Source organism: Acinetobacter sp. V91_7 (assembly GCF_031799075.1).
Classification (GTDB): domain Bacteria; phylum Pseudomonadota; class Gammaproteobacteria; order Pseudomonadales; family Moraxellaceae; genus Acinetobacter; species Acinetobacter calcoaceticus.
On record NZ_JAVQNT010000029.1, the window covers coordinates 107,238 to 129,453 of the forward strand.

The 22,216-nt window shown below is 38.7% G+C and carries 23 protein-coding genes and 1 pseudogene; 11 read left to right on the top strand and 13 right to left on the bottom strand.

All coding sequences use genetic code 11. The annotated features are described in order from the left end of the window. The first annotated feature begins 3 nt into the window (after nucleotides 1-3). Nucleotides 4-531, top strand: a complete 528-nt coding sequence (locus RMB03_RS04990) for a hypothetical protein (protein ID WP_311074376.1) — start codon at nucleotides 4-6, stop codon at nucleotides 529-531. A gap of 51 nt (nucleotides 532-582) precedes the next feature. Beyond that, nucleotides 583-1,256: pseudogene (locus tag RMB03_RS04995) on the top strand (hypothetical protein). 31 nt (nucleotides 1,257-1,287) lie between these two features. Here the strand turns inward: RMB03_RS04995 and RMB03_RS05000 are convergent. Further along, nucleotides 1,288-2,631: an alpha/beta hydrolase gene (locus tag RMB03_RS05000; RefSeq protein ID WP_003654142.1), complete on the bottom strand. Its 1,344-nt coding sequence runs from the start codon at nucleotides 2,629-2,631 to the stop codon at nucleotides 1,288-1,290. A 210-nt stretch (nucleotides 2,632-2,841) separates the two neighbouring features. On the opposite strand from RMB03_RS05000, the gene RMB03_RS05005 reads away from it, so the two are divergent. Further along, nucleotides 2,842-3,423 carry a YqiA/YcfP family alpha/beta fold hydrolase gene (locus tag RMB03_RS05005; protein ID WP_311074379.1) on the top strand — a complete coding sequence of 194 codons (582 nt, stop codon included), beginning with the start codon at nucleotides 2,842-2,844 and terminating at the stop codon, nucleotides 3,421-3,423. A 14-nt stretch (nucleotides 3,424-3,437) separates the two neighbouring features. After that, entirely contained in the window at nucleotides 3,438-5,321 is a 1,884-nt protein-coding gene (gene parE, locus RMB03_RS05010) for a DNA topoisomerase IV subunit B (protein WP_151744183.1), read from the top strand. A 119-nt stretch (nucleotides 5,322-5,440) separates the two neighbouring features. On the opposite strand, the gene RMB03_RS05015 is transcribed toward parE, so the two are convergent. Together RMB03_RS05015 and alc are read right to left on the bottom strand one after the other, a co-directional pair. Beyond that, the gene (locus RMB03_RS05015; protein WP_205675739.1) at nucleotides 5,441-5,944 is read right to left on the bottom strand and encodes an ureidoglycolate lyase; all 504 of its coding nucleotides are present in this window, start codon (nucleotides 5,942-5,944) and stop codon (nucleotides 5,441-5,443) included. Further along, the gene (gene alc / locus RMB03_RS05020; protein ID WP_311074384.1) at nucleotides 5,941-6,951 is read right to left on the bottom strand and encodes an allantoicase; all 1,011 of its coding nucleotides are present in this window, start codon (nucleotides 6,949-6,951) and stop codon (nucleotides 5,941-5,943) included. Before alc ends, RMB03_RS05015 begins: the two co-directional genes overlap by 4 nt. 199 nt (nucleotides 6,952-7,150) lie before the next feature. Between alc and hpxO the strand changes: the two genes are divergently transcribed. Next, a complete protein-coding gene (gene hpxO / locus RMB03_RS05025) occupies nucleotides 7,151-8,308 on the top strand; it encodes an FAD-dependent urate hydroxylase HpxO (RefSeq protein WP_311074385.1) in 1,158 nt (385 codons plus the stop codon). Between the two features lie 53 nt (nucleotides 8,309-8,361). Here the strand turns inward: hpxO and RMB03_RS05030 are convergent, their stop codons facing one another. From RMB03_RS05030 to puuE, 5 genes are all read right to left on the bottom strand, one after another. Beyond that, nucleotides 8,362-9,087 carry an outer membrane protein OmpK gene (locus tag RMB03_RS05030; protein ID WP_004640025.1) on the bottom strand — a complete coding sequence of 242 codons (726 nt, stop codon included), beginning with the start codon at nucleotides 9,085-9,087 and terminating at the stop codon, nucleotides 8,362-8,364. A gap of 121 nt (nucleotides 9,088-9,208) precedes the next feature. Next, a complete protein-coding gene (locus tag RMB03_RS05035; RefSeq protein ID WP_311074387.1) occupies nucleotides 9,209-10,576 on the bottom strand; it encodes a nucleobase:cation symporter-2 family protein in 1,368 nt (455 codons plus the stop codon). A 24-nt stretch (nucleotides 10,577-10,600) separates the two neighbouring features. Then, nucleotides 10,601-10,924 (bottom strand): hydroxyisourate hydrolase, encoded by a 324-nt coding sequence (uraH, locus tag RMB03_RS05040; RefSeq protein ID WP_045126099.1) that lies wholly within the window; start codon nucleotides 10,922-10,924, stop codon nucleotides 10,601-10,603. Beyond that, entirely contained in the window at nucleotides 10,921-11,424 is a 504-nt protein-coding gene (gene uraD, locus RMB03_RS05045; RefSeq protein ID WP_311074390.1) for a 2-oxo-4-hydroxy-4-carboxy-5-ureidoimidazoline decarboxylase, read from the bottom strand. Before uraD ends, uraH begins: the two co-directional genes overlap by 4 nt. A 91-nt stretch (nucleotides 11,425-11,515) precedes the next feature. Next, the gene (gene puuE, locus RMB03_RS05050) at nucleotides 11,516-12,481 is read right to left on the bottom strand and encodes an allantoinase PuuE (protein WP_311074392.1); all 966 of its coding nucleotides are present in this window, start codon (nucleotides 12,479-12,481) and stop codon (nucleotides 11,516-11,518) included. A gap of 252 nt (nucleotides 12,482-12,733) precedes the next feature. Here puuE and RMB03_RS05055 point away from each other — a divergent pair, with 252 nt between their 5' ends. From RMB03_RS05055 to dsbD, 4 genes are all read left to right on the top strand, one after another. Beyond that, complete coding sequence (locus RMB03_RS05055; protein WP_004640014.1) at nucleotides 12,734-13,084, top strand: HPF/RaiA family ribosome-associated protein; 351 nt, start codon at nucleotides 12,734-12,736, stop codon at nucleotides 13,082-13,084. Nucleotides 13,085-13,237: 153 nt separating this feature from the next. Then, complete coding sequence (locus tag RMB03_RS05060) at nucleotides 13,238-13,783, top strand: ankyrin repeat domain-containing protein (RefSeq protein ID WP_017388947.1); 546 nt, start codon at nucleotides 13,238-13,240, stop codon at nucleotides 13,781-13,783. Between the two features lie 12 nt (nucleotides 13,784-13,795). Beyond that, the gene (locus tag RMB03_RS05065; protein ID WP_005037991.1) at nucleotides 13,796-14,563 is read left to right on the top strand and encodes a transporter; all 768 of its coding nucleotides are present in this window, start codon (nucleotides 13,796-13,798) and stop codon (nucleotides 14,561-14,563) included. An 18-nt stretch (nucleotides 14,564-14,581) separates the two neighbouring features. After that, nucleotides 14,582-16,402 (top strand): protein-disulfide reductase DsbD, encoded by a 1,821-nt coding sequence (gene dsbD, locus RMB03_RS05070; protein WP_311074395.1) that lies wholly within the window; start codon nucleotides 14,582-14,584, stop codon nucleotides 16,400-16,402. Here dsbD and RMB03_RS05075 read toward each other — a convergent pair. Continuing rightward, nucleotides 16,397-17,590, bottom strand: coding sequence for a GGDEF domain-containing protein (locus RMB03_RS05075; RefSeq protein ID WP_311074397.1), 1,194 nt, complete (start codon nucleotides 17,588-17,590; stop codon nucleotides 16,397-16,399). The genes dsbD and RMB03_RS05075 overlap by 6 nt on opposite strands. Nucleotides 17,591-17,764: 174 nt before the next feature. Continuing rightward, nucleotides 17,765-18,676 carry an alpha/beta hydrolase gene (locus RMB03_RS05080; protein ID WP_017391051.1) on the bottom strand — a complete coding sequence of 304 codons (912 nt, stop codon included), beginning with the start codon at nucleotides 18,674-18,676 and terminating at the stop codon, nucleotides 17,765-17,767. Nucleotides 18,677-18,827: 151 nt separating this feature from the next. Here RMB03_RS05080 and RMB03_RS05085 point away from each other — a divergent pair, with 151 nt between their 5' ends. Beyond that, nucleotides 18,828-19,265, top strand: coding sequence for a DUF2147 domain-containing protein (locus RMB03_RS05085; protein WP_003654111.1), 438 nt, complete (start codon nucleotides 18,828-18,830; stop codon nucleotides 19,263-19,265). Nucleotides 19,266-19,303: 38 nt separating this feature from the next. Here RMB03_RS05085 and RMB03_RS05090 read toward each other — a convergent pair whose 3' ends face one another. Continuing rightward, nucleotides 19,304-19,654 carry an arsenate reductase gene (locus tag RMB03_RS05090; RefSeq protein WP_311074400.1) on the bottom strand — a complete coding sequence of 117 codons (351 nt, stop codon included), beginning with the start codon at nucleotides 19,652-19,654 and terminating at the stop codon, nucleotides 19,304-19,306. Between the two features lie 454 nt (nucleotides 19,655-20,108). Continuing rightward, complete coding sequence (locus tag RMB03_RS05095) at nucleotides 20,109-20,933, bottom strand: exodeoxyribonuclease III (RefSeq protein ID WP_311074403.1); 825 nt, start codon at nucleotides 20,931-20,933, stop codon at nucleotides 20,109-20,111. 38 nt (nucleotides 20,934-20,971) lie between these two features. Between RMB03_RS05095 and pyrE the strand changes: the two genes are divergently transcribed. Next, nucleotides 20,972-21,622: an orotate phosphoribosyltransferase gene (gene pyrE / locus RMB03_RS05100; protein WP_004639998.1), complete on the top strand. Its 651-nt coding sequence runs from the start codon at nucleotides 20,972-20,974 to the stop codon at nucleotides 21,620-21,622. Nucleotides 21,623-21,673: 51 nt separating this feature from the next. Here the strand turns inward: pyrE and RMB03_RS05105 are convergent, their stop codons facing one another. Next, the gene (locus RMB03_RS05105; protein ID WP_132070615.1) at nucleotides 21,674-22,141 is read right to left on the bottom strand and encodes a surface-adhesin E family protein; all 468 of its coding nucleotides are present in this window, start codon (nucleotides 22,139-22,141) and stop codon (nucleotides 21,674-21,676) included. Nucleotides 22,142-22,216: the final 75 nt, after the last annotated feature.

Genomic DNA, 22,216 nt, shown 5'->3' on the forward strand with positions numbered 1-22,216 from the left:
GAAATGAAAAAATATTTTACTACTATTCTGTTTGTCATATCATCTTTAATATATTCTCAGAATTTATTTGCAAAGGATCAATGTAATATTGAGGAGATAGTAAACTTAAGTATATTTAAAAAAAATGATTATAAATTCTATAATTATATGTGTGAATCTGCAGAAGGTTCCTCTCTGAAAGGTTATCTAGAAAATCAAGAGAAAAAGACATTTGTTGGTGATTACTCTGATTTTGCAGCTAAAGAAAGTCCTAAACTTTTAGCTGTTAGTATCTATAAAACAAACAAAGGAAAACCTCCTATATTAATTGTTCTTAATTCATCATATTACTGTTGTACCCCACAAATAGAAGGTGAAATGTATAAAATTAGTTTATATCAAATTATTGGAAACAATGGTTTAAGCTTGAAAAATATAACAAATATACTAGGTAATAATTCAGAAGGTTTTGAAGGCATAGCAGAGGGGGAAGTTTACTATAAATACAAAACTATTTCTGAAGTTAAAAAATGGTTAAATAAAAACTATTAATTTATAATTTTTATATTTGAGGTGTTTGTGGAATTTCTAAACTCTTTTGCAATGATGATAGCTTGTAGTGTTTCTTTCAATATCTATTATGCAAAAGAAAATAGTGAGTGGAATGATTATTTACAAGATTCCACTCAAATAAATTCACCTATAGAATATATAGATTCTTATAATAAATATACAGTTATAAATCCTAATTTAAAAATTAAATTAGTGGATTTTGGGAACATTAATAAAAATTAAAAAGAGATTAAATATTCTTTAAAAAATATGGAGTTCAAATTTTAAACAAAAAAGAAGTGTATAATATTTTTGAAAGTAAGGTTCCTTTAAAATCTGATGTTGATTTTACATTGTTGTACAATGATAAAAATATTGTGGCTTTTAGAATTCGGGAAAATAGTAATATAGATTATATGAAAGAGCCATATAAAAATTTCACTGCAAATGCATACTTTTATAATTTGATAAATAATAAATTTATTGAAGTGCCAGTTTTAAATTCAGATAGTGAGGATAAAAGTAAGTCGACAGATATCTTACAAGGAGATCAGTTAACATATGATTCAAAAAAAGGGAAATATATTTATCTGGCAAATATAAAATCTTATAAAACGGGAAAAATACAATCTGTCAAAACTATTTTTAATAGTAACTTAAAATATATTTCCTCTACTTTAGGATGTGAAACAATAGGGGCTCTTCCTGCTACAAAAGCTAATTAATTAGAAAAGCCCAACATAAGTTGGGCTTTTTTTACGTCTCTACAATGCCTTCTAAATCTTCGAGCGTATAGTTCGGCATATCAATAATATGAGTTTGAATACCTTCTTGCACATAATCATTCGCATGAGGATATAGCCAGCGAGTGATCTGTTCGGCAACGCTTGAATGATACTGAATTTCAAAGTGATTTAAGCCATAAAACACAGCTTTATGCGAATCTGGAACTTTAAGCTGAAAGCGTGGATTAGGGTGTTCACCCAGCGCGCTTTTCACACTCACTAAGTAATCACCAATCACAGTAAGCGCTTTATTGCGTACTTTTTCAAATTCGAGTGTTCCTGCCACTAAAAAAGTATTGATATGAGAAGGCAAAGGAGCAGGGGCACGATTATCGTCCATCATACCAATTCGGGCATCCATATATTCCCAGTCATCATCACGAACACTACCGTGGCGTAAGTCTAAAATACCGTTACTGCGAATATTAACCAGTTGACCAAGTAAACCTACAAAAGGGAAAGCCCCCAGCTTATCTTGTATGGTAAAACCAAAGCGCTCCAAGACCGCGCCATGATGTGGGGAACCAATACACACCAGATTCTCGACCATATGTATCCATTGGTACATATTTTGTTTACCGTAGAACAATGCACTACGAGAAACCAGCCCACCCATACTGTGGCCAATCACATCAATGCTGGTAATTCTTGGATTATTTTTTACGAGATCTTCTAATAAGTTTGAGAAACTGCGTCCATTGGCCGAAATACGTCGCCCTGTATTGTAATTTAAATACAGCATGGTGTTATGGTCACGCTGGGCTAAAAGACGTTCCCCAATACCACCGTAATGGGCGTTTGACCAAGTCAGATGATTCATACACAAACCGTGAACCATAATTACAATACGGCCAGCCAGCTCACCTTGCTGTATAGCTCCGTAGTGATCGTATAGCACTATCGGTAGGGCAAGTGGACTATGTTGTTTAAGTAGGTAATCCCCAAAAACACCATTCAAAATTCCCACCAAAAAATGTAGGCTTGGGGTGAGTGGTTTTTCATGAAGTGTTGGATATTTTTCAATAATGCGACGCAAACCGGGTGCTAAAAAATAACGACCATATTTTTGTAAAGCGCCATAAGAAAATTGATATGCCTTTTGTACAAATGGTCGTTTTTGAAAGTTTTTAGCGTTTTGTGTGCTAATACCAAAAGCATTTTTTAAGACTTCAATATTAATAACTTGTATTAATTCATGTACACCATTTAAGCTGGTGCTGAACAGTTGAGCTAAACCTTCTAGTACGTCTGCCTGACTAGGTGGCGTACGATCCCATTTACAATAAGTTTCATGTAGTGGTGTTAAGCTCGGCATATCTTTTCCCCATATACGTTATAACCGACGTTTTAAGCTGTACTTTTTATCAACGGCAGTAAACGTTTCCATCTTAGTAGTTTAAATAACACATTTTTTTAAAATACTGATGAATGGTTAGTTGAGTGCTTTTTCTTGTCTAACAATTGTGCTTTTCTATACAAACTGAGAATAAAATTGTGAAATTTGTCTCAATTTAGAGGGAAATATATGAATATTATCTACCTCCATGGTTTTAATAGTAGCTCTCTTTCGATTAAAGGATTGAGCTTAAGGCAGTATTGTAGCGAATTAGGGATTAATGTGCATTTGCCAAACCTCAATAGATCTCCAGATCAGGTGGTTGGGCAAGTTTCAGAGCTTATTGAAAGTTTGGATGATGTTGCACTTGTAGGTAGCAGTTTAGGTGGTTTTTTTGCGACATACTTTGTCGCGAAATATAATATTCCGGCTGTACTGATTAACCCTGCTATGCAACCATGGAAGTTGTTTGATGAGTTATTTCAGGTTGAAAGCATGCCCTATGTGGTGAATGATCAATGGTCGATTGATCATGTTCAGCTACGACAGTTGCAGCAACTTGAACTGAAACAGCCTGAAAATGCCGACAAAATACTCGTCTTATTGCAACAAGGCGATGAAATTTTGGATTATCGTCAAGCACAACGCTATTATAGTGCTGCAACGCCATCCTCATTGATTTTGACGGATGCTCATGGCAATCATGCTATGGAAGATTTTGAAGAAAAATTACCGTTAGTGATCGAATTCTTTGCGCACACCATCAAATAAGGAAAACGTACAACGTGACACAATATACGGCTCAATCGCTTGAAGTCCTTTCCGGTTTAGACCCTGTTCGTCGTCGTCCAGGGATGTATACCGATACGACTCGACCTAACCATTTAGCTCAGGAAGTTATTGATAATGCTGTTGATGAAGCATTAGCGGGTCATGCCGACAAAATATGTGTCACGGTTTATAAAGATGGTTCATTGTCGGTTGAAGATAATGGCCGTGGTATGCCGGTCGATATTCATCCTGAATATGGCCAAAGTGGTATCGAAATAATTCTGACCAAATTGCATGCTGGTGGTAAATTCAGTACCGATAACTACCAGTTTTCTGGTGGTTTACATGGTGTGGGAATTTCAGTTGTAAATGCTTTATCAACACGTGTTGAGGTCGAAGTACAACGTCAGGGTAACCTATACCAAATGGCATTTGAGCAAGGTGAGCCTGTTGCGCCTTTAGCTGTGCTAGAGGGTAAGGCACCAAAACGTGCGACAGGTACAACGGTACATTTTTGGCCTGAAACTAAATATTTTGATAGTCCGAAATTCGCTTTAAAAGCCCTTAAACATAATTTAAAAGCCAAAGCTGTTTTAGCCGCAGGCTTAAAAATTATTTATATTGATCAAATTAACGATGAAAAAATTGAATGGCAATTTGAAAATGGCCTCGTCGATTATTTGATGGATGAGTTGCAAGACCGTGAAATCTTGCCAAATCCCGCTTTCGTGAGTAATGGTCAGGCAGATCGTGCGGCGTGTGAATTTGCAATTTGCTGGAATGTAGAAGGTGGTGAGCAGGTTCAAGAAAGTTACGTAAACCTAATTCCAACCGCGCAAGGCGGTACTCATGTGAACGGTTTACGTTCGGGGGTTACCGAAGCGTTACGTGAGTTTTGTGAACTACGTAATTTGCTACCACGTAACCTCAAACTATCCGCAGAAGATGTTTGGGATGGTGTGAACTATATTTTATCACTCAAGTTCCAAGAACCGCAGTTTTCAGGTCAAACCAAAGAGCGCCTTTCTAGTCGAGAAGCATCTAATATTGTTTTAAATATTGCCAAAGATGCTTTTTCACTTTGGCTAAACCAACATGCTGAAATTGCCATGCAATTGGCAGAAATGGCGATTTCTAAAGCGGGTCGTCGTTTAAAAGCTGCTAAAAAAGTTGAGCGTAAAAAGATTGTTTCTGGTCCTGCATTACCGGGTAAATTGGCTGACTGTGTGGGGCAAACTCGTGAAGACAGTGAACTCTTTATTGTCGAGGGTGACTCGGCAGGTGGTAGTGCCAAGCAAGCACGCGATAAAAACTTTCAGGCCATCATGCCAATTCGTGGAAAGATCTTAAATACGTGGGAAGTTTCTTCAGATGAAGTTTTAGCTTCTCAAGAGGTTCACGATATTGCGATCGCAATTGGGGTAGACCCGGGTAGTGATGATTTATCCGAGCTACGTTATGGCAAAGTTTGTATTTTGGCCGATGCGGACTCCGATGGTTTACATATTGCCACTTTGTTATGTGCGCTATTCGTTAAACACTTTCCGACACTGGTGGAAGAAGGCCATTTGTATGTGGCGATGCCACCATTGTTCCGTATCGACATTGGTAAAGATGTCTTCTACGCCTTAGATGATGATGAGCTCGAAGTCATCTTGAAAAATGTGAAAGGCAATCGTAATCCGCAAATTACCCGATTCAAAGGATTGGGTGAGATGAACGCGATTCAGCTACGTGAAACGACTATGGATCCAAATACTCGTCGTTTAGTGCAGCTCGACCTTGATGATGCTCATTTTACGGCAGGTTTACTCGATAAATTACTTGCCAAAAAACGTTCAGCAGATCGTAAACAGTGGCTTGAGCAGAAAGGTAACTTAGCCGATATCACTGTTTAAAATAGAATTAAAAAAAACCCCGCTTAATAGGCGGGGTTTTTATGTAAACCTAGATTATTGCAAATCACTATAACGATTGCTGCCATCAAACTAAAATAGACAGATCTGTATATTTTATTTTAGACAGTAATTTTTATAGCGTGTGGAAATTGAAAAACATCACAATTCGCTCCGCCTCCAATTCGATCCACTACTGCAAAATCACTCGGTGCTTCAAAGGTAAGCAAAGGATGATGCCATGTACCTGCCCGATAATTGATGCTTTGCTTACCATTTGAAACGAATGCACATAATTTTGAAATATCGGGAGTATTCTCGTCCAAAGCAGGTGCCACAATAATTAAGAACTTTTGCTGTTGTAATGGAATAAATGCCTGAGAGCCTTTCGGATGACGCTCTAGCATTGAAATTTCCAGAGGCAAAACACTGGCCTTAATATTACGGAAAATACTGATTCCTGCTTTTGCTTCACCTTCAATTTCTGTTTCAACGAGCGCGTGGTAGCGCTCGGTGTGTGCATCATTAATATGAAAAAAGTCATGCCCGTCACAACAAATAACTTCTCCGAAGGGCTGAAAGTTCTCAATGGTTAAGGGCTGAATTTGGACATTATTCATGATCATGACTGGGCAATTTTCCCCCATAAACGTACACGGCTAATGCCGCCATCTGGAATCATGTTGATACGAATATGAGAGATTTTTTCATGCTGTAAAATCTCATTCACATATTCATGAATATGGTCCATTTGCATCGGTTGAGCTTCAAGTAAATAAGCCCAGAACATACTCTGTGGAATCAATTGTGCATCGGTTGCATTTTCAAGGTAAACCGCCTGAATGGATACTTGGGCAGGGAAATTCCCTTTAAAGTGAGCTGTATCAATTTCAAGCTTATCAATTTTCCCACCTTTACCCAGAGCAAGAATACACCAGTCATAACCCGGTGCTCGGCGGCGTTTGGTTTCCCATCCATCACCCATGTTGACGCCACGGCCGGGATTAATCAAATTGCGCGGATGTCCAAAATGGGCATCGCTATAGGCAACTACGCGGCCACCATTTTCGAGGGCTAATAAATCGAGTGTTTGCTCGCTATCAGTCACCTGAATATGAACATCACCATAGACACGTAAACGGGCAATACCACCATCTGGGAAAATATTGAGGCGTATATGAGTGAAAAGTGCATCATTATTGACCATAAAAATATGATGCTGGCTTGGGCCTAGTTCAGTATTTTCTAAAACACTCTCCCATTTTGCTTCTGTAAGGTCACCATTTGGTGCATAACAAGCTTCTAATGATGCAGAAGCGGGATAATTTCCTGTAAAAAAGCTGGTATCGATATCAAGCGCACTGATTTTCCCACTTACACCTAGTTTTACAATGCACCAGTCATAGCCCGCATGACGCTTACGACGCGTTTCCCAACCGTCCATCCATTTGCCGTTGTCATCGAATTTATCTTCAACAAAAACAGGTGCTTCAAATTGCAGCATACGCTTTGCTTCTGCAAAGAAATCATCTGAACACTCAATGACTTGTGCACCAATTCGGGCATCTGCCAAATTGGTTTTCGTATTCAAAATTTCAGGAAGTTCAAAAGCTGGAGCGTGCAGTGTTGCCATAATGGAGTATCCGTATTTCTTGTTAAAAACATGATTTTTCATTTAAAACTGCCCTAACACTGAGCATGTTAAGACGAGTTTTATACTTAAATATATAAGCATGGTGCATGCCAGTTTTGTGGAAAAGCTAAATAAATTTTGAACGATGGCATGTTTTTAGCATAAGCACCCTATAGGTGAATATCTATAGGAGAGTGTTATGAATGTGGTGATTATTGGTGCGGGAATGGGAGGTCTAACCACAGGCATTGCATTAAAGAAATTTGGTCATCAAGTTCGTATTTATGAGCAAACAGAGAAGATTCTTCCTGTGGGTGCTGCCATTTCGCTGTGGTCGAATGGTGTGAAATGTTTAAACTATCTGGGATTAACCGAGAAAATCGCCCAACTTGGCGGACAAATGGACGACTTAGCCTACGTGGATGGTTTAACTGGAGATGTGATGACACAATTCAGTTTACTGCCATTAATTGAAGAAGTAGGGCAAAGACCTTATCCAGTTGCACGCGCCGATTTACAAAACATGCTAATGGATGAGTTTGGCCGAGATCAAATTTATTTAGGCAAAAAAATGGTCAGCCTCGAAGACAACGCTGATTATGTTGAGGTTCATTTTGCTGATGGTAGCTCAACGCAGGCCGATTTAGTGATTGGGGCAGATGGCACTCACTCTCTTACACGGGCCTATGTGTTGGGCCAGCAAGTAGAGCGCCGTTATGCGGGTTATGTGAACTGGAATGGTCTGGTTGAAATATCTGAAGATTTAGCTCCAGCACAGCAATGGACAACTTATGTGGGCGAAGGTAAGCGTGCTTCTCTGATGCCGGTTGCAGATGGGAAATTCTATTTCTTTTTAGATGTGCCTTTACCAGCAGGTTTAGAAAATAATCGAGATGAATATAAAAAACTTTTAAAAAAATATTTTGCTGATTGGTGTTTACCAGTACAGCAGCTCATTGAACGTTTAGACCCGCAAAAGACCAATCGGGTAGAAATACATGATATTGAGCCGTTCACCCAGTTTTATAAAGGCCGCGTGGTGATTTTAGGTGATGCTGCACACAGCACCACACCTGATATTGGTCAAGGCGGTTGCCAAGCCATGGAAGATGCGATTTATTTAGCGCGTTCTTTGCAAATTAATACTTTAGGTGTTGAAGATGCTTTACGTCGCTATCAAAACAAACGTAATGAACGTGCCAATGAGTTAGTACTTCGTGCGCGTAAACGTTGTGATGTGACCCATATGAAAGATGAAAGCGTTACTCAAGCGTGGTATGCAGAATTACGCCGTGAACAAGGTGGACATATTATGCAGGGGATTATTAGCAATATTGTGGGTAATCCACTCGATTAAAACAAAAACAGCAAGGACTTCTCCTTGCTGTTTCAAGCTTCTAAATCATAATTTTAGAAGTGGTATTTAACCAGTGCACTGACGTTGTTTTCGTCTCGTCCTTGAAGGCCAAATTTGTTATTCCACACAGAATGCTCAATACCTAGGTATAGACGTGTATCAGGAGAAATGTGTTTACCCACATTCCATTTCCATTGTGTTGTCCAGTTCAACTCGCTGGCATGGTCGCCTTCAGCAGTTGACCAGTCAAGGAAACCATCTACCAAGAAATCTTCAGATGCGATTTTAAATGGAATACCATAAACGAATGTCATTTGATAATCGTCGTCAGTGTTCTCATTATTTGCACGGTAGAAGTTTAAATTCGCATATTGGAAATATGGGATATTTAAGTCGACAGCAAAACCATAAAGGAAATTATCGAAGTTGTTGCCATCTTCACTATTGCCTTCCCAAGTGGTACTAATTAACACATCTTTGATTGGGCCATACGCCAGTTTTTTACCTGATATTTCACCTAAGCTTAAACGTGGTGATAACTCGAAGTAAGTACTCTTGTGGTCATTTTCACCACGCATACGGTCCATAAAGAAAAATACATCAGCGTATTTAACTTTCGCTGCATATTCCAAAGTAAGGGTGGTTTCTTTGTCATCTACAACTTCATAGTTTTCACCATAAAGTCCAGTCACGCTAAAATCTTGCCAGATTGGTTTTGCCTGAACCATGGCAGTTGCAGATAACAAGGCACAAGTCGCCGCAAGTTGCTTTAATTGCATTTAAATGATCTCCCCCCAAATAAAGCACGCTAAGGATACAGTGTCTTAAGCAAAAATGAAGCCAAATTTGATCAACGGTTAAAAAAAGGCCCACCGAAGTGGGGCGCTAAAAACTAAATCTTTAATGTGTATTTCTGGTATTTATTGTTTGGCTTAAATGAGGGGTACGCGAGCTGCGAAATGTAAGTAAATGATTAAATAACAAATTCAACAAGATAGCAAAGATGCAAGTTGAACTAATGCCCGAATGGAACAAAGTTTGTACCCAAACTGGGAAATGAGCATAAAATTCATGGTTAATAATTGGGATCATCCCTGCCGATAAAGCGGTCGCGACAATAATTAAATTTTTCTGATCGTTATAATCTATTTTTGCCAAAGTGCGAATTCCACTGGCTGCAACCGATCCAAATAAGACCAAACCTGCACCACCAAGTACGGGCATTGGAATTGCTGCAATCAAACGACCCATAATAGGGAGTAGACCCAAAATAATTAGAATGACACCGCCTGCTGCTACTACGAAGCGGCTTTTTATACCTGTAATCGCAACCAGTCCAACATTTTGGGCAAAAGCACTTTGCATAAACGAACCAAAGATAGGGGCGAAAGCACTTGAAAACATATCCGCACGTACACCATTGGCGATACGTTTAGCATCTACTTCAGTTCCTACAATGTCTCCGACAGCAATAATATCGGCTGTGGTTTCCGTCATAATGACTAAAGTCACAATCAACATCGACAAGATTGCGCTGAGCTCGAAAGTCGGTAAGCCAAATGCAAATAAGTGTGGAAATTGCAGCCATGCGCCTGAGCTGAGCTGACTAAAATCACCAAAACCCATGAAGTAGGCCAGTATGGTGCCTGCAACAATGGCTAATAAAATTGATAAACGACGAATGCTGGCTTGCGGCAACATATTTAAAACAATCACAATGCCTAAGGTCAGTAAGGCCAAAGAGATATTTTCTACGCTACCCCAGTCGGGTGCTTTATTGTTACCACCCATCATCCAGCGAACTGCGACGGGTAACAGAGATAAACCAATAATTGTGATGACGCAGCCCGTTACAACAGGCGGGAAAAAACGAATAATTTTAGAGAAATAAGGCGCAAGGCATAGACCAATCAGAGATGCGGCAATGACCGCACCGTATACAGCAGGTAAGCCACCGCCCGTGGTGATAATTGCGACCATGGTTGCAACACCTGCAAAAGACACGCCTTGAACTAAAGGTAATTTTGCACCTAGATATTTGGTTCCGATTGTTTGTATGAGTGTTGCCAATCCACCGACAAATAGAGCAGCTGCGATTAACATTCCGACTTGTGCTGAGCTTAATCCAGCTGCTGTTCCAATAATAAGGGGCGGGGCAACGATGCCACCATACATGGTAAGCACGTGCTGTAACCCGTAAGCAAAACTTTTGGATATTCCTAAATATTCATGCTCTGGAGAAATCGCATTCTTTTGCCGATGATTCATATTTTTCTCCTCGTTATATTTGAGTTAGCTACCGCGATAAGTGGAGTAAGCAAACGGGCTAATCAGTAAGGGAATGTGGTAATGCTGATTAATGTCTTCTATAAAAAATTGAATGCAAACACGCGGGAAAAAAGTTTTGACTTTTAGTGATGAAAAATAAGGGGCGATTTCGAACTCAAGTTGATAAGCACCCTCTGCAAACTCTTTTATTCCAAAATCACTCACACGCCCATCTTGGTTCGTGGTTGCAGTCGCAATCAGCTCATGGGTTTCTGCATGAAACAACTTCACTTCTACGTGTGCAGCTGGTTTGCCTAAATTCGTATCTAAAATATGAGTGCTGATCATGCTTGTATTTCCTGAGATAGACGTAATAGAGCAATCGCTGCGAGTTGCTCATGTACAATTATTTTTTCGATAGCTAAGTCATGTTGTAAACGTTCATGTAGCTTTTTTAAAATCTCATCGCTACTGAGGCCCGCTGCTTTAATTAAAAAAATAAAGCCAAACTTTTGTTCATAATCGAGATTACCTTGCAGCAGAGCTTGCTGCGTTTGTTCATCTAAAGAAATGCTGGCTTGTTCTTGATTTGAAAAATATTGCTCTTTTGCATTGAGTTGTTTTTTTGCCTGCCGTTCACCAATTTTTGGGTGAGTTACTAAAGCTGCTTCTATCTCTTGCCATGACCACATCTGACTTAAATTTTCTGCATATTCCAAAAGAGATGTTTTTGTTGAATAGGGGCGTTCTGAGATGATTTTTTCGGCCCATGTTGGAATGTGGACACAGTTTTTTAACAAAGTCTTGAGTTGTTCGGGTGGGGCTTGATTAAACTCGGCTAAAAACACTGTTATTCCTAAACTCATTGTGGTGATATAGAGTTTTAGCAATAACAGTGCCAATAGCTGTTAATCAACAGTTTAAAAATTTAAAAATCAATTATTCAGTTATGTGATTTTTATACCAATGTTCAGCGATATCCTGACGACGGCATACCCAGACACGATCGTGCATTTGAATGTAGTCGAGAAACTTTTGTAAGGCTTTAAAACGACCCGGATGCCCTAAAATACGGCAATGCACTCCAATTGACATCATTTTTGGTGCAGTTTCACCTTCTGCGTACAGCACATCAAAACTATCTTTTAAATATTGAAAAAACTGTTCTGAATTATTAAATCCACCCGGTGAACAGAACTTCATGTCGTTACATTCTAAAGTATAAGGAATAATTAAATGGGGTCGGGATGCACCCGCAGCATCGGTAAGTGTGGTCCAAAAAGGCAGGTCATCACCATAATAATCAGAGTCATATTGTATTTGTGGGAACTCTGCAAGTAACTGACGAGTATTGGGGCTGTCACGTCCGGTGTACCAACCTATCACTTTATTTTCAAAAAAGTTTTCTAAAACAGATAGGGCCTGTTCCATGTGCTGTTTTTCTAATTCAATATCGGTATCTTGATAGTGAAGCCAGCGGTAGCCATGAGACACTACATCATAATCAGCTTGCTTAATGGCTTCCACAATATAAGGATTGCGGGCAAGCGCCATTGCAACTCCAAAAATGGTCATTGGAAGCTTGCGCTTTTGGAATTCACTATGAATGCGCCAAAATCCAGCACGTGAACCATATTCGTACATAGAGTCCATCGACATGTGTTTAGCAGGGTAGCTTGCAGCACCAATAATCTCTGATAAAAACTGTTCCGAACCCTCATCGCCGTGCTCAATATGTTTTTCGCCACCTTCTTCATAATTAAGCACAAATTGCACAGCAACCTTGGCATTATTAGGCCATTTAACCTGTGGGGGCTGTCCGTGATAACCGATTAAATCACGTGAATAAGGAGACTTCTGAATTTGCTCAATGAGCTCGGCGCCAGATAGATAAGATTCGGTCACGATTGCTCTCCTTTTGTTCAATTTTTCATAAATATTTAAAAAATCAGCTTGCATATTTTTATAGATGGACTGATATTGAAGATATGAAGATCTTCAAAATAAATTAAAAGCAGTACGTTTAAGTCAGGAGATAACAAACCATTACACCATCAAAATGTACAATTGAAGTCAGTTCATGCATGCTTAAAACATGCCAACATAAAAAAGTTTTGCATAGAAAAGATCCACAGTAAGAAAGAGAGGATGGTATTTATGAATATAGAAATCCGCACAGATAAAAACATCCATAATAGCGAACGTTTAATTACTTATGTACGTGCAGAACTTACTCAAGAATTCCAACGTCATAGCGAACGTATTACGCATTTCTCGGTTCATTTTAGTGATGAAAATGGGGACAAAAGTGGTGACAAAGATATCCACTGTATGATTGAAGCACGTCCTTCAGGTTTGAAACCAGTTGCAGTGCACCATAAAGCAGGAAATATTGATGCTTCAATTCATGGTGCAATTGAAAAATTAAAACGTAGCCTCGAACATACTTTTGAGAAAAAAGAACACCCGAGAGGTGGGCAACCAGAATTCATTGATGATGAAGTTTAATTGAAAACGGTAAAAAGCCCTTCGGGGCTTTTTTTATATCTGATGAAAATAAAACTATTCACAACATTAGGTTTGCAATGCAATGCAATCAACCTCTAAAATCTGGAGAAGAGATTAGGCATAATAGCCCTAATATATTTTTGAGAGATGGTCATGTTAACCACCCAGCAGCAAGCTTTAATTAAAGCCATAGAAGAATTAGAACTCGCGCAAGTGCAAAAATTACTTGCTGAAGGACTTGATCCGAACTTTATTGATCCGGAACAGGGGCCACCTGTATCAATTATCTGTGACGGAATTTTTAAATGGTGGGAAAATGTATCGGAAGCTTATGAAGCAGGTACACCATTATCAAAAGAAGAAAAGCAACAAGCATTGCAAGTTTACCTCGATATTCTGGAAGCTTTGATTCAGGCCAAAGCCAATGTACATCTTTGGGATGCAGAAGAGTTTTACGGTCCATTATGGGATGCTGCAAGCTCGGCATGTGCTCCAGCTGTTCAACGTTTACTCGATGAAAAAGTTGATCCAAACTCGCGTGATGAAGAAGGACTCACTATTTTATCTTCAATCAGTCAGTTGTTCTTTGATTGTGATTTTGATGAAATAGATTGGTCAGAATCGCTTGAAGAAGAGCGCGAAACATTAGAATTATTGCGCCGTCACGGGGCAAAGATGTCAAAAGAATTAACTACTTAATTGGATATTAGAATGAAAATAGTACAAGTCTTAACTTTTGCTTTATCTACTGTTGCTGCTGGAAGTACTTTTGCAGCTGAGTTCTCGTTTGACCGCCCAGGGGCAGGAATGGGGACGGGTATTACCCCTGTAGGCAATTTGGCTTGGGAGCAAGGTTTACCAAGCGTAACTTATACTGAAGCAACTGTTGATGGTGTTAAAGAAAAGACCGTAACCTTAAATCAAGATATGTTGTTCCGTACAGGTTTAGGTCGTGACTTAGAATTACAGTTAGGATGGCAGGGTCCAGCGTGGACTCAGACTAAACGTGCTGGCAAAAAAAATGATACTTCGGGCTTTGGTGACGTAAGCATCGGTTTAAAAAAAGCGATTGATTTAAAAGATGACAGATTGTCTATGGCAGTGTTGGCTGAGGCGATCATTGCAACCGGAAATGATGAATTTACGGCACATGACGACATTTATAGTCTTACCTCTGCAGTAGCTTACCAATATAGTGATTTAGTAGGTACTTCAATTACCATGCGCTATGAAGTGCAAAATAGTGATTGGGCAGTGACAGCAGTACCAACCATTGACTATAAAATCGCAGGTAAGCTCTCAGGTTATTCAGAGTTCATTTACCGTAAAGCTGAAAGCCAAGACTATGAATATGGTCTAGGTACAGGTCTAGTTTATGCGGTAAATAATCGTACCCAGCTTGATGCAAGCATAGGCGTCGATTTAAATGGTCAAGATAAGAGCTACAACGGTGGCTTAGGCGTGTCATTCTTATTCTAATCGAAGCAATTTAAATTTATGTTAATGAAAAAGCTTATTCATCAGGGAATTCTTTATTTTCTAGCTGTTGCTGTATGTGTGTTTAGCCAGTTGGTTTCTGCACAAGATAAGCTACTGTCACCCGAACAAGCTTTTTCATTTTCGGTTGAATCTTCTGAACCGCATACTGCGAGTTTATCTTGGCAGATTCAGCCAAATTACTATCTATATCAGCATAAATTTACCGTACAACAAGGTACTCAACCTTTAGCTTTAAAGTTACCTAAAGCTGTTGCTCAATATGATGAAAATTATGGGCAAAGTCAGGTTTACTACAATCAAGTTAATTTCCAAATTAAGACAAAGCCTTCAGAACACTATAGTGTGACTTGGCAGGGTTGTGCCAAAGACCGTATTTGCTACCCACCTCAAACAATTGAGTTTCAAACTGATGCCGATGGTTTGGTCGGTGTGCAAAACCAAGCAGGAACCGCACCAAAACGATTACTAGATTTAGCAAATACACAAACAGATGCTTCTTCAGAAACTCTAGAAAAAGAGCAGGGCACAGCACAGGCAGCTGATACAACTACTCCGCAAGTTGCGCAAGATCAGATTTGGTCAGCTAAACTGATCGAACACTCTCTTTGGTATGGGATTTTATTATTTTTAGGTTTAGGCATGCTGCTCGCATTTACGCCATGTTCTTTACCGATGCTTCCTATTTTAACTTCATTAATTATTCGAGAGCATAAAGGTTTAAAAGCTTGGGTCATTGCACTTACCTTTGTGTGTAGTATGGCATTGGTTTATGCAGGTTTAGGTTTAATTGCTTCTTCAGCAGGCTTAAATTTCCAACGCTGGCTACAACAGCCTGCTACTTTAATTGCTTTTAGTTTGCTGTTTATTGTATTTGCTCTGAATCTATTTGGCTTGTTTGAGCTTCGTTTGCCGCAAACATGGTTAAACCGACTTGACCGCATTCAGTCCATGCAACAAGGTGGAACTTTAGTAGGTGCTGGTATCATGGGTGTGGTTTCTGCGCTTTTGGTGGGTCCTTGTATGACTGCACCTCTGGCTGGAACTTTATTATTTATTTCTCAAACACAAAATCAATGGCAAGGGGCTTTGCTTTTATTCTGCCTAGGTTTTGGAATGGGAATTCCCTTATTGCTCGCGAGCATATTAGGTGCAAAATTTTTACCTAAAGCTGGCGACTGGATGCATCAGATTAAAGTGATTTTTGCTTTCCTGATGTTGGGTTTAAGCCTTTACTTTATTCGTCCTTTATTACCTGATTGGGGCATGCAAGTACTTAGTTTAGTATTAGGACTCGCTTTTATCGCTTATGCTGTTTATCAGTTTTTCTGGAAAAAAGGGCAGCTACAATGGCTCTATGCGATTTTATTGTTAATCGTTACACCTTTTGTAGCCTATAACCAGTATCAACATATTCATAATCGAAATTTGCAAAGTTCTGATCACATGGCCGAGTGGCATATTGCAACTACAGCATCAGATTTTCAGAAAATTTTAGCAGCTGCTCCAGCTGATCGGGCTATTGTGATTGATGTCTATGCAGACTGGTGTGTTGCTTGCCAACCTATTGAGCACCGTATTTTAAAAGCACCCGAGGTTCAATCTGCTCTTGCGCCATATTATTTAATTAAGCTTGATTTGAGCCATTATGATCAGTCACATGAGGCTCTACTGAAACAATGGAACATTTTAGGGCCACCGACGTATTTATTCTTAAGCCCAGAGCAAAAAGAAATTCGTGCTTTGCGTTTAACGGGTGCCTTTAGCCAGCAAGAACTTTTACAGCAACTCGCGAGTTTGGCAAAACTAAAAGAATCATAGCGTATTAACAGCCTCAGTCTGATGAAATGTACGTACCTGATTACGTCCTGAGGCTTTTACGGCATAAAGCGCTTGGTCTGCTTGTCTAATCACAAGATAAGGGTCTTGTGCAAAAGCTGAACTACTTATTCCAAAACTCGCACTAAGATGAATGGGATTATTTTGAGTGCTAAAAACAGGCAGTTCTTCTAAAGCATGGCGGCAGCGCTCAGCAATTTTTTCTGCTTGAATAATATCGGTATGAGGAAGTAATAAAATAAACTCCTCGCCACCAAATCGACCAATAATATCTTCACTACGCACGTTGTTTGATAGGCATTGGGCAATTTCAATTAAAACCTGATCGCCTTGATGATGCCCGTAAATATCATTAATTTTTTTAAAGTGATCAATATCAAGAAGTACGACCGCATAATCAAATTGCTGTTGGTGTAGTGACTCTAAATGCGTGTTTAAACTACGTCTATTTAATACGTTGGTTAATGGGTCGAGTTGGCTTAGGCGTTGAATATAAGTTTCCCGTTGGCGCCATTGGGTGAGTAATATCTCAAATAAAATAAAACAGGCTAATAAAATCGGCATAATAAAAAATGCCATGCTCCCCAACCAAAAGGGGTTGGTTTGAGCACGTTGCATAGCAATAAGATTAAATAACGGCGCATAAGGCAAAGTACCTTTCATACTCAAATAAGTACATACGGTTAAAATAACGGTCGCAGGCACGAGGGCGCTATAAACAATTTTTCTATCAAATAACACCAAACCCACACCAATGGTGCCGACATAACCCACCATGGTTGCAGGGCTAATACTGCCAATTAAATATCCATCGTGACATAGCATGAGTGCAAAGAATTGCACGCTAATAAACGGAATAATTTTTTGTGCCCACTCATGATTTTTGTAGCGATAGCAGGGAATAATCAATGAAGCTAATAAGAATAAGGTAAATAGATTTAACCAGATTTGCGATTCAACTAAAGGTAAATGTGCCCATTGCCAGACACTTGGTGTAATTAAAATATAGCCTTTCCATAAAATCCAACTGAAATTCATTGCACAGGCAAGTGTGAGCATGAGGGCGCTTTTTTGTAATGGCGTCCAGTTAATGATGTGATTATTGTGGATGAAATCGATTATCACCTGTTTTGTTCTATGTATTGGATGAGTGATTAAACGACTTTTCATAATAAGTAAGGGCTCCTAAATATAGATGCCTCTTTGTTGGACCATCCTAAAATTGAATTATCTAAATAATTTATTTTTTAAACATAACATGATTTTCAATTTATACATGATGACTTTTTATAAAGAAAATAATGTGAAAAGTTTTATTCACTGTTCACATCATTCATAGATAAATTAAGTTTTATCGAGTTCATGGGCAAATTCAGCAATATCTGCCAATGCTTGTTTTGCCTCATCAAACCATGCATTAAACATCTGGAAGTTATGCCACATACCTGTATAAAGTTTGAATTGAACTTTAACACCAGCATCTTCGGCTTTTTCTCTAAAACGCTTGGCATCGTCTAATAATATTTCTTTAGAACCTACTTGAACCAAAGTCGGCGGTAGGCCATGCAAGTCATCGAAAATAGGCGAAACACGTGGGTCATCTGCTGCAATCTGATTACCAATATAATGCTGGATCCCTGTTTGCAGGGCTTCAAGCGAAAGCAGGGCATCATGTTTCTGGTTAAATCTTAATGATTCGCTTGTCAGCGTTAAATCTAAAAAAGGCGACAATAAAATCAGACCACTTGGCATGAGTTCAGGTTGTTCTTTTAAGCGTAAACAAAGTGCTAGTGCTAAATTGGCTCCGCATGAATCACCCGATAAAATAATATCTTTTGGCTGAACACCTTGTACGACTAAAGATTGATAGATGTCATATAGAGCTTCGGTTGCCTCAGGGTAGGGATGTTCTGGTGCAAGCGGATAATCCACATGAATAACTTGCATTTGGGTGCGAGCAGCCAAATCTGTCATAAAAGCATGGTGTGTTTTGACACTGCCAAGAAAAAAAGCACCGCCGTGAATATGAAAAATCAGTTGAGTAGAATGATCTTGCGGTTTGATTTCTTCACCTTTAATGCCTGCTAGCCGGATTGGGCGAACAGAGACATTTTTTTGGCGAGGAAAAGCACGACACATTTGGTCTAAAACAGGACGTAAGGCAGTAGGCGGTAAATTTAGCTGACTTGGCTTGCGAATTGTTGTTTTAAGAAAAGTTTCTGTAAAGTAATATTTCCAAACATTTGATATATTCATAGAGCATCCATTTTTATGCTAGTTTCTTGTTTTCTTGTAAGTTTTATTTTGCAAGATTACAAGGTTACACGAAACAGTCACATTCAAAAATTGCAATATCTTTGCGACTTCTGAATACTAAAATCTTGAAAGACCCAAGGATATTACAAAAATGAAAAAGATTGCTTTAGCTTTAGGACTCATTGGTATGGCTGCATTTGCCAATGCGGCTGATACACTCAATGGAACGGTATGGAAAACAATTGATGATCAGACCAATAAGCCAAAAGCCGTAGTTAAATTTACGGAACAGAAGGATGGAACCTTAACTGCAACCATTCAAAACATTTTGACACCGGGCGAAGAAAACGCTTGTACAAAATGTGAAGGTCCGTACAAAAACAAACCACTTAAAGGTGTCACCATTGTACATAATTTAAAAAATGTAGGTGGCAACAGTTATGAAAATGGTACGATTTTAGATCCTAAATCTGGCAAAACTTACAAATTGAAAGGTGAGTTAACAGATGGCGGTAAGAAGCTTAAATTGCGTGGCTATATCGGTGTTTCTGCACTTGGTCGTAACCAAACATGGATTCGCGCTAACTAAAAGTTTTAATAAAAAAACGAGCCAAATGGCTCGTTTTTTTATGCTTGGATATTTTGATAGGTTGCTTCATCAAAACCGACGATAAAACCTTGAGAGGTTTGTAAAACTGGTCTTTTAATTAAACTTGGTTGAGCAATAAGTGCTTCAATAAGATTGTCTTCGCTACTTAACGCATGCATTTGTTCTTCTTCTGATAGCTTACGCCAAGTGGTTCCTTTTTTGTTTAGAATCGTGTCTTGCCCAATTTCTTTTAACCAGATTTTTAGGGTATCTGCATCAATCCCTTGTTTTTTATAATCATGAAAATCATAGTTAAGCCCTTTAGCTTGCAAGGCATCAAATGCTTTTTTCATTGAATTACAGTTTTTGATTCCATAAATTTTTAACATTTTATCGGACCATGTCAAAAAGAGAGAGCACACAGCCTAAACCAAAAAGCATTTGAGTACTACTTTATACAGATACTTTTAAAACAAATGAAAAATTATGATTAATCGAAAGAGAAATGTCATGTTATTGTCATAAGACAAGGCGATAATGAGCTTAATAAGAAAAAGTTAAAACTAAAAGAACTTAGCGCAAAAAATAAGAGATTGAAAAGAGAAAACCCGCATTTAATCATCCTGATCATGCGGGTCTCATTTCAACGTCCAATGTCACATCCTTGCAAATAAACTTATCATAAGTTTATTTTATCTTCCTACGGCGTCCTATCCTTTTGCGTCATCCTGACTGCTTCCCTGTGCCGTGGGGCTATAATGCCGTTAAAGCTGTGTAAGAAAAATACTCAAAAACGACATATGCTGTAAGCGAAAACGACAAGGTAAGTGAACAACTGTTCACTTACTCTTGAATTTTATAGTCGATAATAACTGGTGCATGGTCGCTAAACCATTGATCTTTAAAGACCCATGCATTGGTTGTGCGTGCTTTCCAGTCTGGTGAGCAGGCTTGATAGTCAATACGCCATCCTACATTTTTTGCACGAGCTTGACCGCGATTTGACCACCATGAATAAAGTTCTGCTTCTGCGCGAACTATACGGAAGGTATCGACATAGCCAAGTTCATCGTAAATATGGTCAAGCCATGCACGCTCATGTGGTAAACAACCAGAGGATTTTTGATTACCCGACCAGTTTTTAATATCAATGCGTTTATGAACAATATTGTAGTCACCACAAATGATGACTGACTTATTTTCATCACGCCATTGCTTCAAGATTTTTGCGTATTCACCTAAAAATAAATCTTTACGTGCTTGCGCTTCTTCACCACTTGAGCCTGAAGGTAAGTATAATGACGCAATATGTACCGGATGTGACAAACCTAAATCGAATTCAGCAGAAATAAAGCGACCTTGACTGTCAGCCAGTTCAAACCCTAAACCATCTTTAACAGAGACAAAGGGTAAGCGGCTATATATGGCAGTTCCTGCATAACCTGCACGCTCTGCTGGAAATAGATGGGTATGCCATCCTTCGGGTCTAAATTTTTCAGTCCATTGTTCATGGGTAATGCGGCTTTCCTGCATGCATACGACATCGGCATCTGATTGTTCTAACCATTCAAGTAAGCCTTTCGTCACCGAAGAACGCAAGCCATTTACGTTAATGGAAACGACTCGAAGAATTTTTACATCACTTGGATACTGATCCTTTGGTATCATGCGAAAATTTAACCTCAATTGTGAATTTGGAGCACCTCATGACAACGCCTGTGTCATTTAACCCGCAAGCATTTATCGAACTCGCATTATCACGCGGTGTGCTTAAATTTGGTGAGTTTACTTTAAAATCTGGACGCGTGAGTCCTTATTTTTTTAATGCAGGCCTACTCAACGATGGTGAAGCTTTATCTCTTTTAGCACAAGGCTATGCCGATAAATTAACACAATGCCAAAATGTTGATGTTATTTTTGGGCCAGCTTACAAAGGCATTCCGTTTGTAGCAGCGACTGCTGTTGCCTTGTCGCAAGTACATAACAAAAGTGTGCCATGGGGCTTTAACCGTAAAGAAGCGAAAGATCATGGCGAAGGCGGTGTTTTAGTTGGTGCTGCGGTTGAAGGTAAAAAAGTCTGGATTATTGATGACGTGATTACCGCAGGTACAGCGATTCGTGAAGTCGTAACGATTTTGAAAAATGCTGGTGCAACTATCGCTGGTGTTTTAGTTGCGCTAGATCGTCAAGAACGTGGTCAAGGTGAGCTTTCAGCAATTCAAGAAGTTCAAAAAGAATTAGAAATTCCTGTGCACGCGCTGATCACCATGAAAGATTTAATGGATTATTTAGATGCGAAAGGCGAAAAAGAAGCGCTAGCAAATATGCAAGCTTATCGCGAGAAATACGGTATTTAATTTTCCATAATATAAAAGGAAGGGGCACTTGAGCTCTCCTTCCTTTTATGGCTAATGATTTTTTATGTAGTTCAGAACACATGCCATTTCTAGAATTCTATTTGCAATAGAGTTAGGGATAGCTGGTACTTCTTTTGGAAATTCTACTTCTTGTATTGAAAATATTTCAGAATTCGTAATTGAATAAGTGGCTTCGGACAACAACATCATTTTTTTATTTTTGCAGTCAAATTGCCATAAATCTAAAGAATTTAAATTTCCCTGATCGATTGGTGTAGTTTTAACTGGAGCTATTACGACGGAATCTGAAATAGATTTAATTAGTTGATAACTCAAATAATGAATTCTTGTATCATCTCTAGCATAACTGATCCATCCTTTGTTGAGGTTGTCTTTAATACTATTTTGCTCTTGTTTTGATAAGTCTTGATATGTATCAATTGAAAGAGTAATGATTTTTGCTTCTGTTGATAGCGATAAAAAAAATAATAAAAAAGTTAAAATAAACTGTTTATTCATATTGTTGATTTAATTGGTATGTTTAATGAGAAGAGTATAATCTAAAAATTAAATATTTTATTTATTGAAGATAAA

Coding starts and splice junctions, on each gene's coding strand:
- RMB03_RS05080 (WP_017391051.1), bottom strand. CDS start 18,676: ATGAATATATCAAATGTTTGGAAATATTACTTTACAGAAACTTTTCTT.
- RMB03_RS05105 (WP_132070615.1), bottom strand. CDS start 22,141: ATGAATAAACAGTTTATTTTAACTTTTTTATTATTTTTTTTATCGCTA.
- alc (WP_311074384.1), bottom strand. CDS start 6,951: ATGGCAACACTGCACGCTCCAGCTTTTGAACTTCCTGAAATTTTGAAT.
- hpxO (WP_311074385.1), top strand. CDS start 7,151: ATGAATGTGGTGATTATTGGTGCGGGAATGGGAGGTCTAACCACAGGC.
- RMB03_RS05005 (WP_311074379.1), top strand. CDS start 2,842: ATGAATATTATCTACCTCCATGGTTTTAATAGTAGCTCTCTTTCGATT.
- RMB03_RS05075 (WP_311074397.1), bottom strand. CDS start 17,590: ATGAAAAGTCGTTTAATCACTCATCCAATACATAGAACAAAACAGGTG.
- RMB03_RS05015 (WP_205675739.1), bottom strand. CDS start 5,944: ATGATCATGAATAATGTCCAAATTCAGCCCTTAACCATTGAGAACTTT.
- RMB03_RS05055 (WP_004640014.1), top strand. CDS start 12,734: ATGAATATAGAAATCCGCACAGATAAAAACATCCATAATAGCGAACGT.
- RMB03_RS05030 (WP_004640025.1), bottom strand. CDS start 9,087: ATGCAATTAAAGCAACTTGCGGCGACTTGTGCCTTGTTATCTGCAACT.
- RMB03_RS05065 (WP_005037991.1), top strand. CDS start 13,796: ATGAAAATAGTACAAGTCTTAACTTTTGCTTTATCTACTGTTGCTGCT.
- RMB03_RS05095 (WP_311074403.1), bottom strand. CDS start 20,933: ATGATACCAAAGGATCAGTATCCAAGTGATGTAAAAATTCTTCGAGTC.
- RMB03_RS04990 (WP_311074376.1), top strand. CDS start 4: ATGAAAAAATATTTTACTACTATTCTGTTTGTCATATCATCTTTAATA.
- RMB03_RS05090 (WP_311074400.1), bottom strand. CDS start 19,654: ATGTTAAAAATTTATGGAATCAAAAACTGTAATTCAATGAAAAAAGCA.
- RMB03_RS05035 (WP_311074387.1), bottom strand. CDS start 10,576: ATGAATCATCGGCAAAAGAATGCGATTTCTCCAGAGCATGAATATTTA.
- RMB03_RS05085 (WP_003654111.1), top strand. CDS start 18,828: ATGAAAAAGATTGCTTTAGCTTTAGGACTCATTGGTATGGCTGCATTT.
- dsbD (WP_311074395.1), top strand. CDS start 14,582: ATGTTAATGAAAAAGCTTATTCATCAGGGAATTCTTTATTTTCTAGCT.
- RMB03_RS05060 (WP_017388947.1), top strand. CDS start 13,238: ATGTTAACCACCCAGCAGCAAGCTTTAATTAAAGCCATAGAAGAATTA.
- pyrE (WP_004639998.1), top strand. CDS start 20,972: ATGACAACGCCTGTGTCATTTAACCCGCAAGCATTTATCGAACTCGCA.
- uraH (WP_045126099.1), bottom strand. CDS start 10,924: ATGATCAGCACTCATATTTTAGATACGAATTTAGGCAAACCAGCTGCA.
- RMB03_RS05000 (WP_003654142.1), bottom strand. CDS start 2,631: ATGCCGAGCTTAACACCACTACATGAAACTTATTGTAAATGGGATCGT.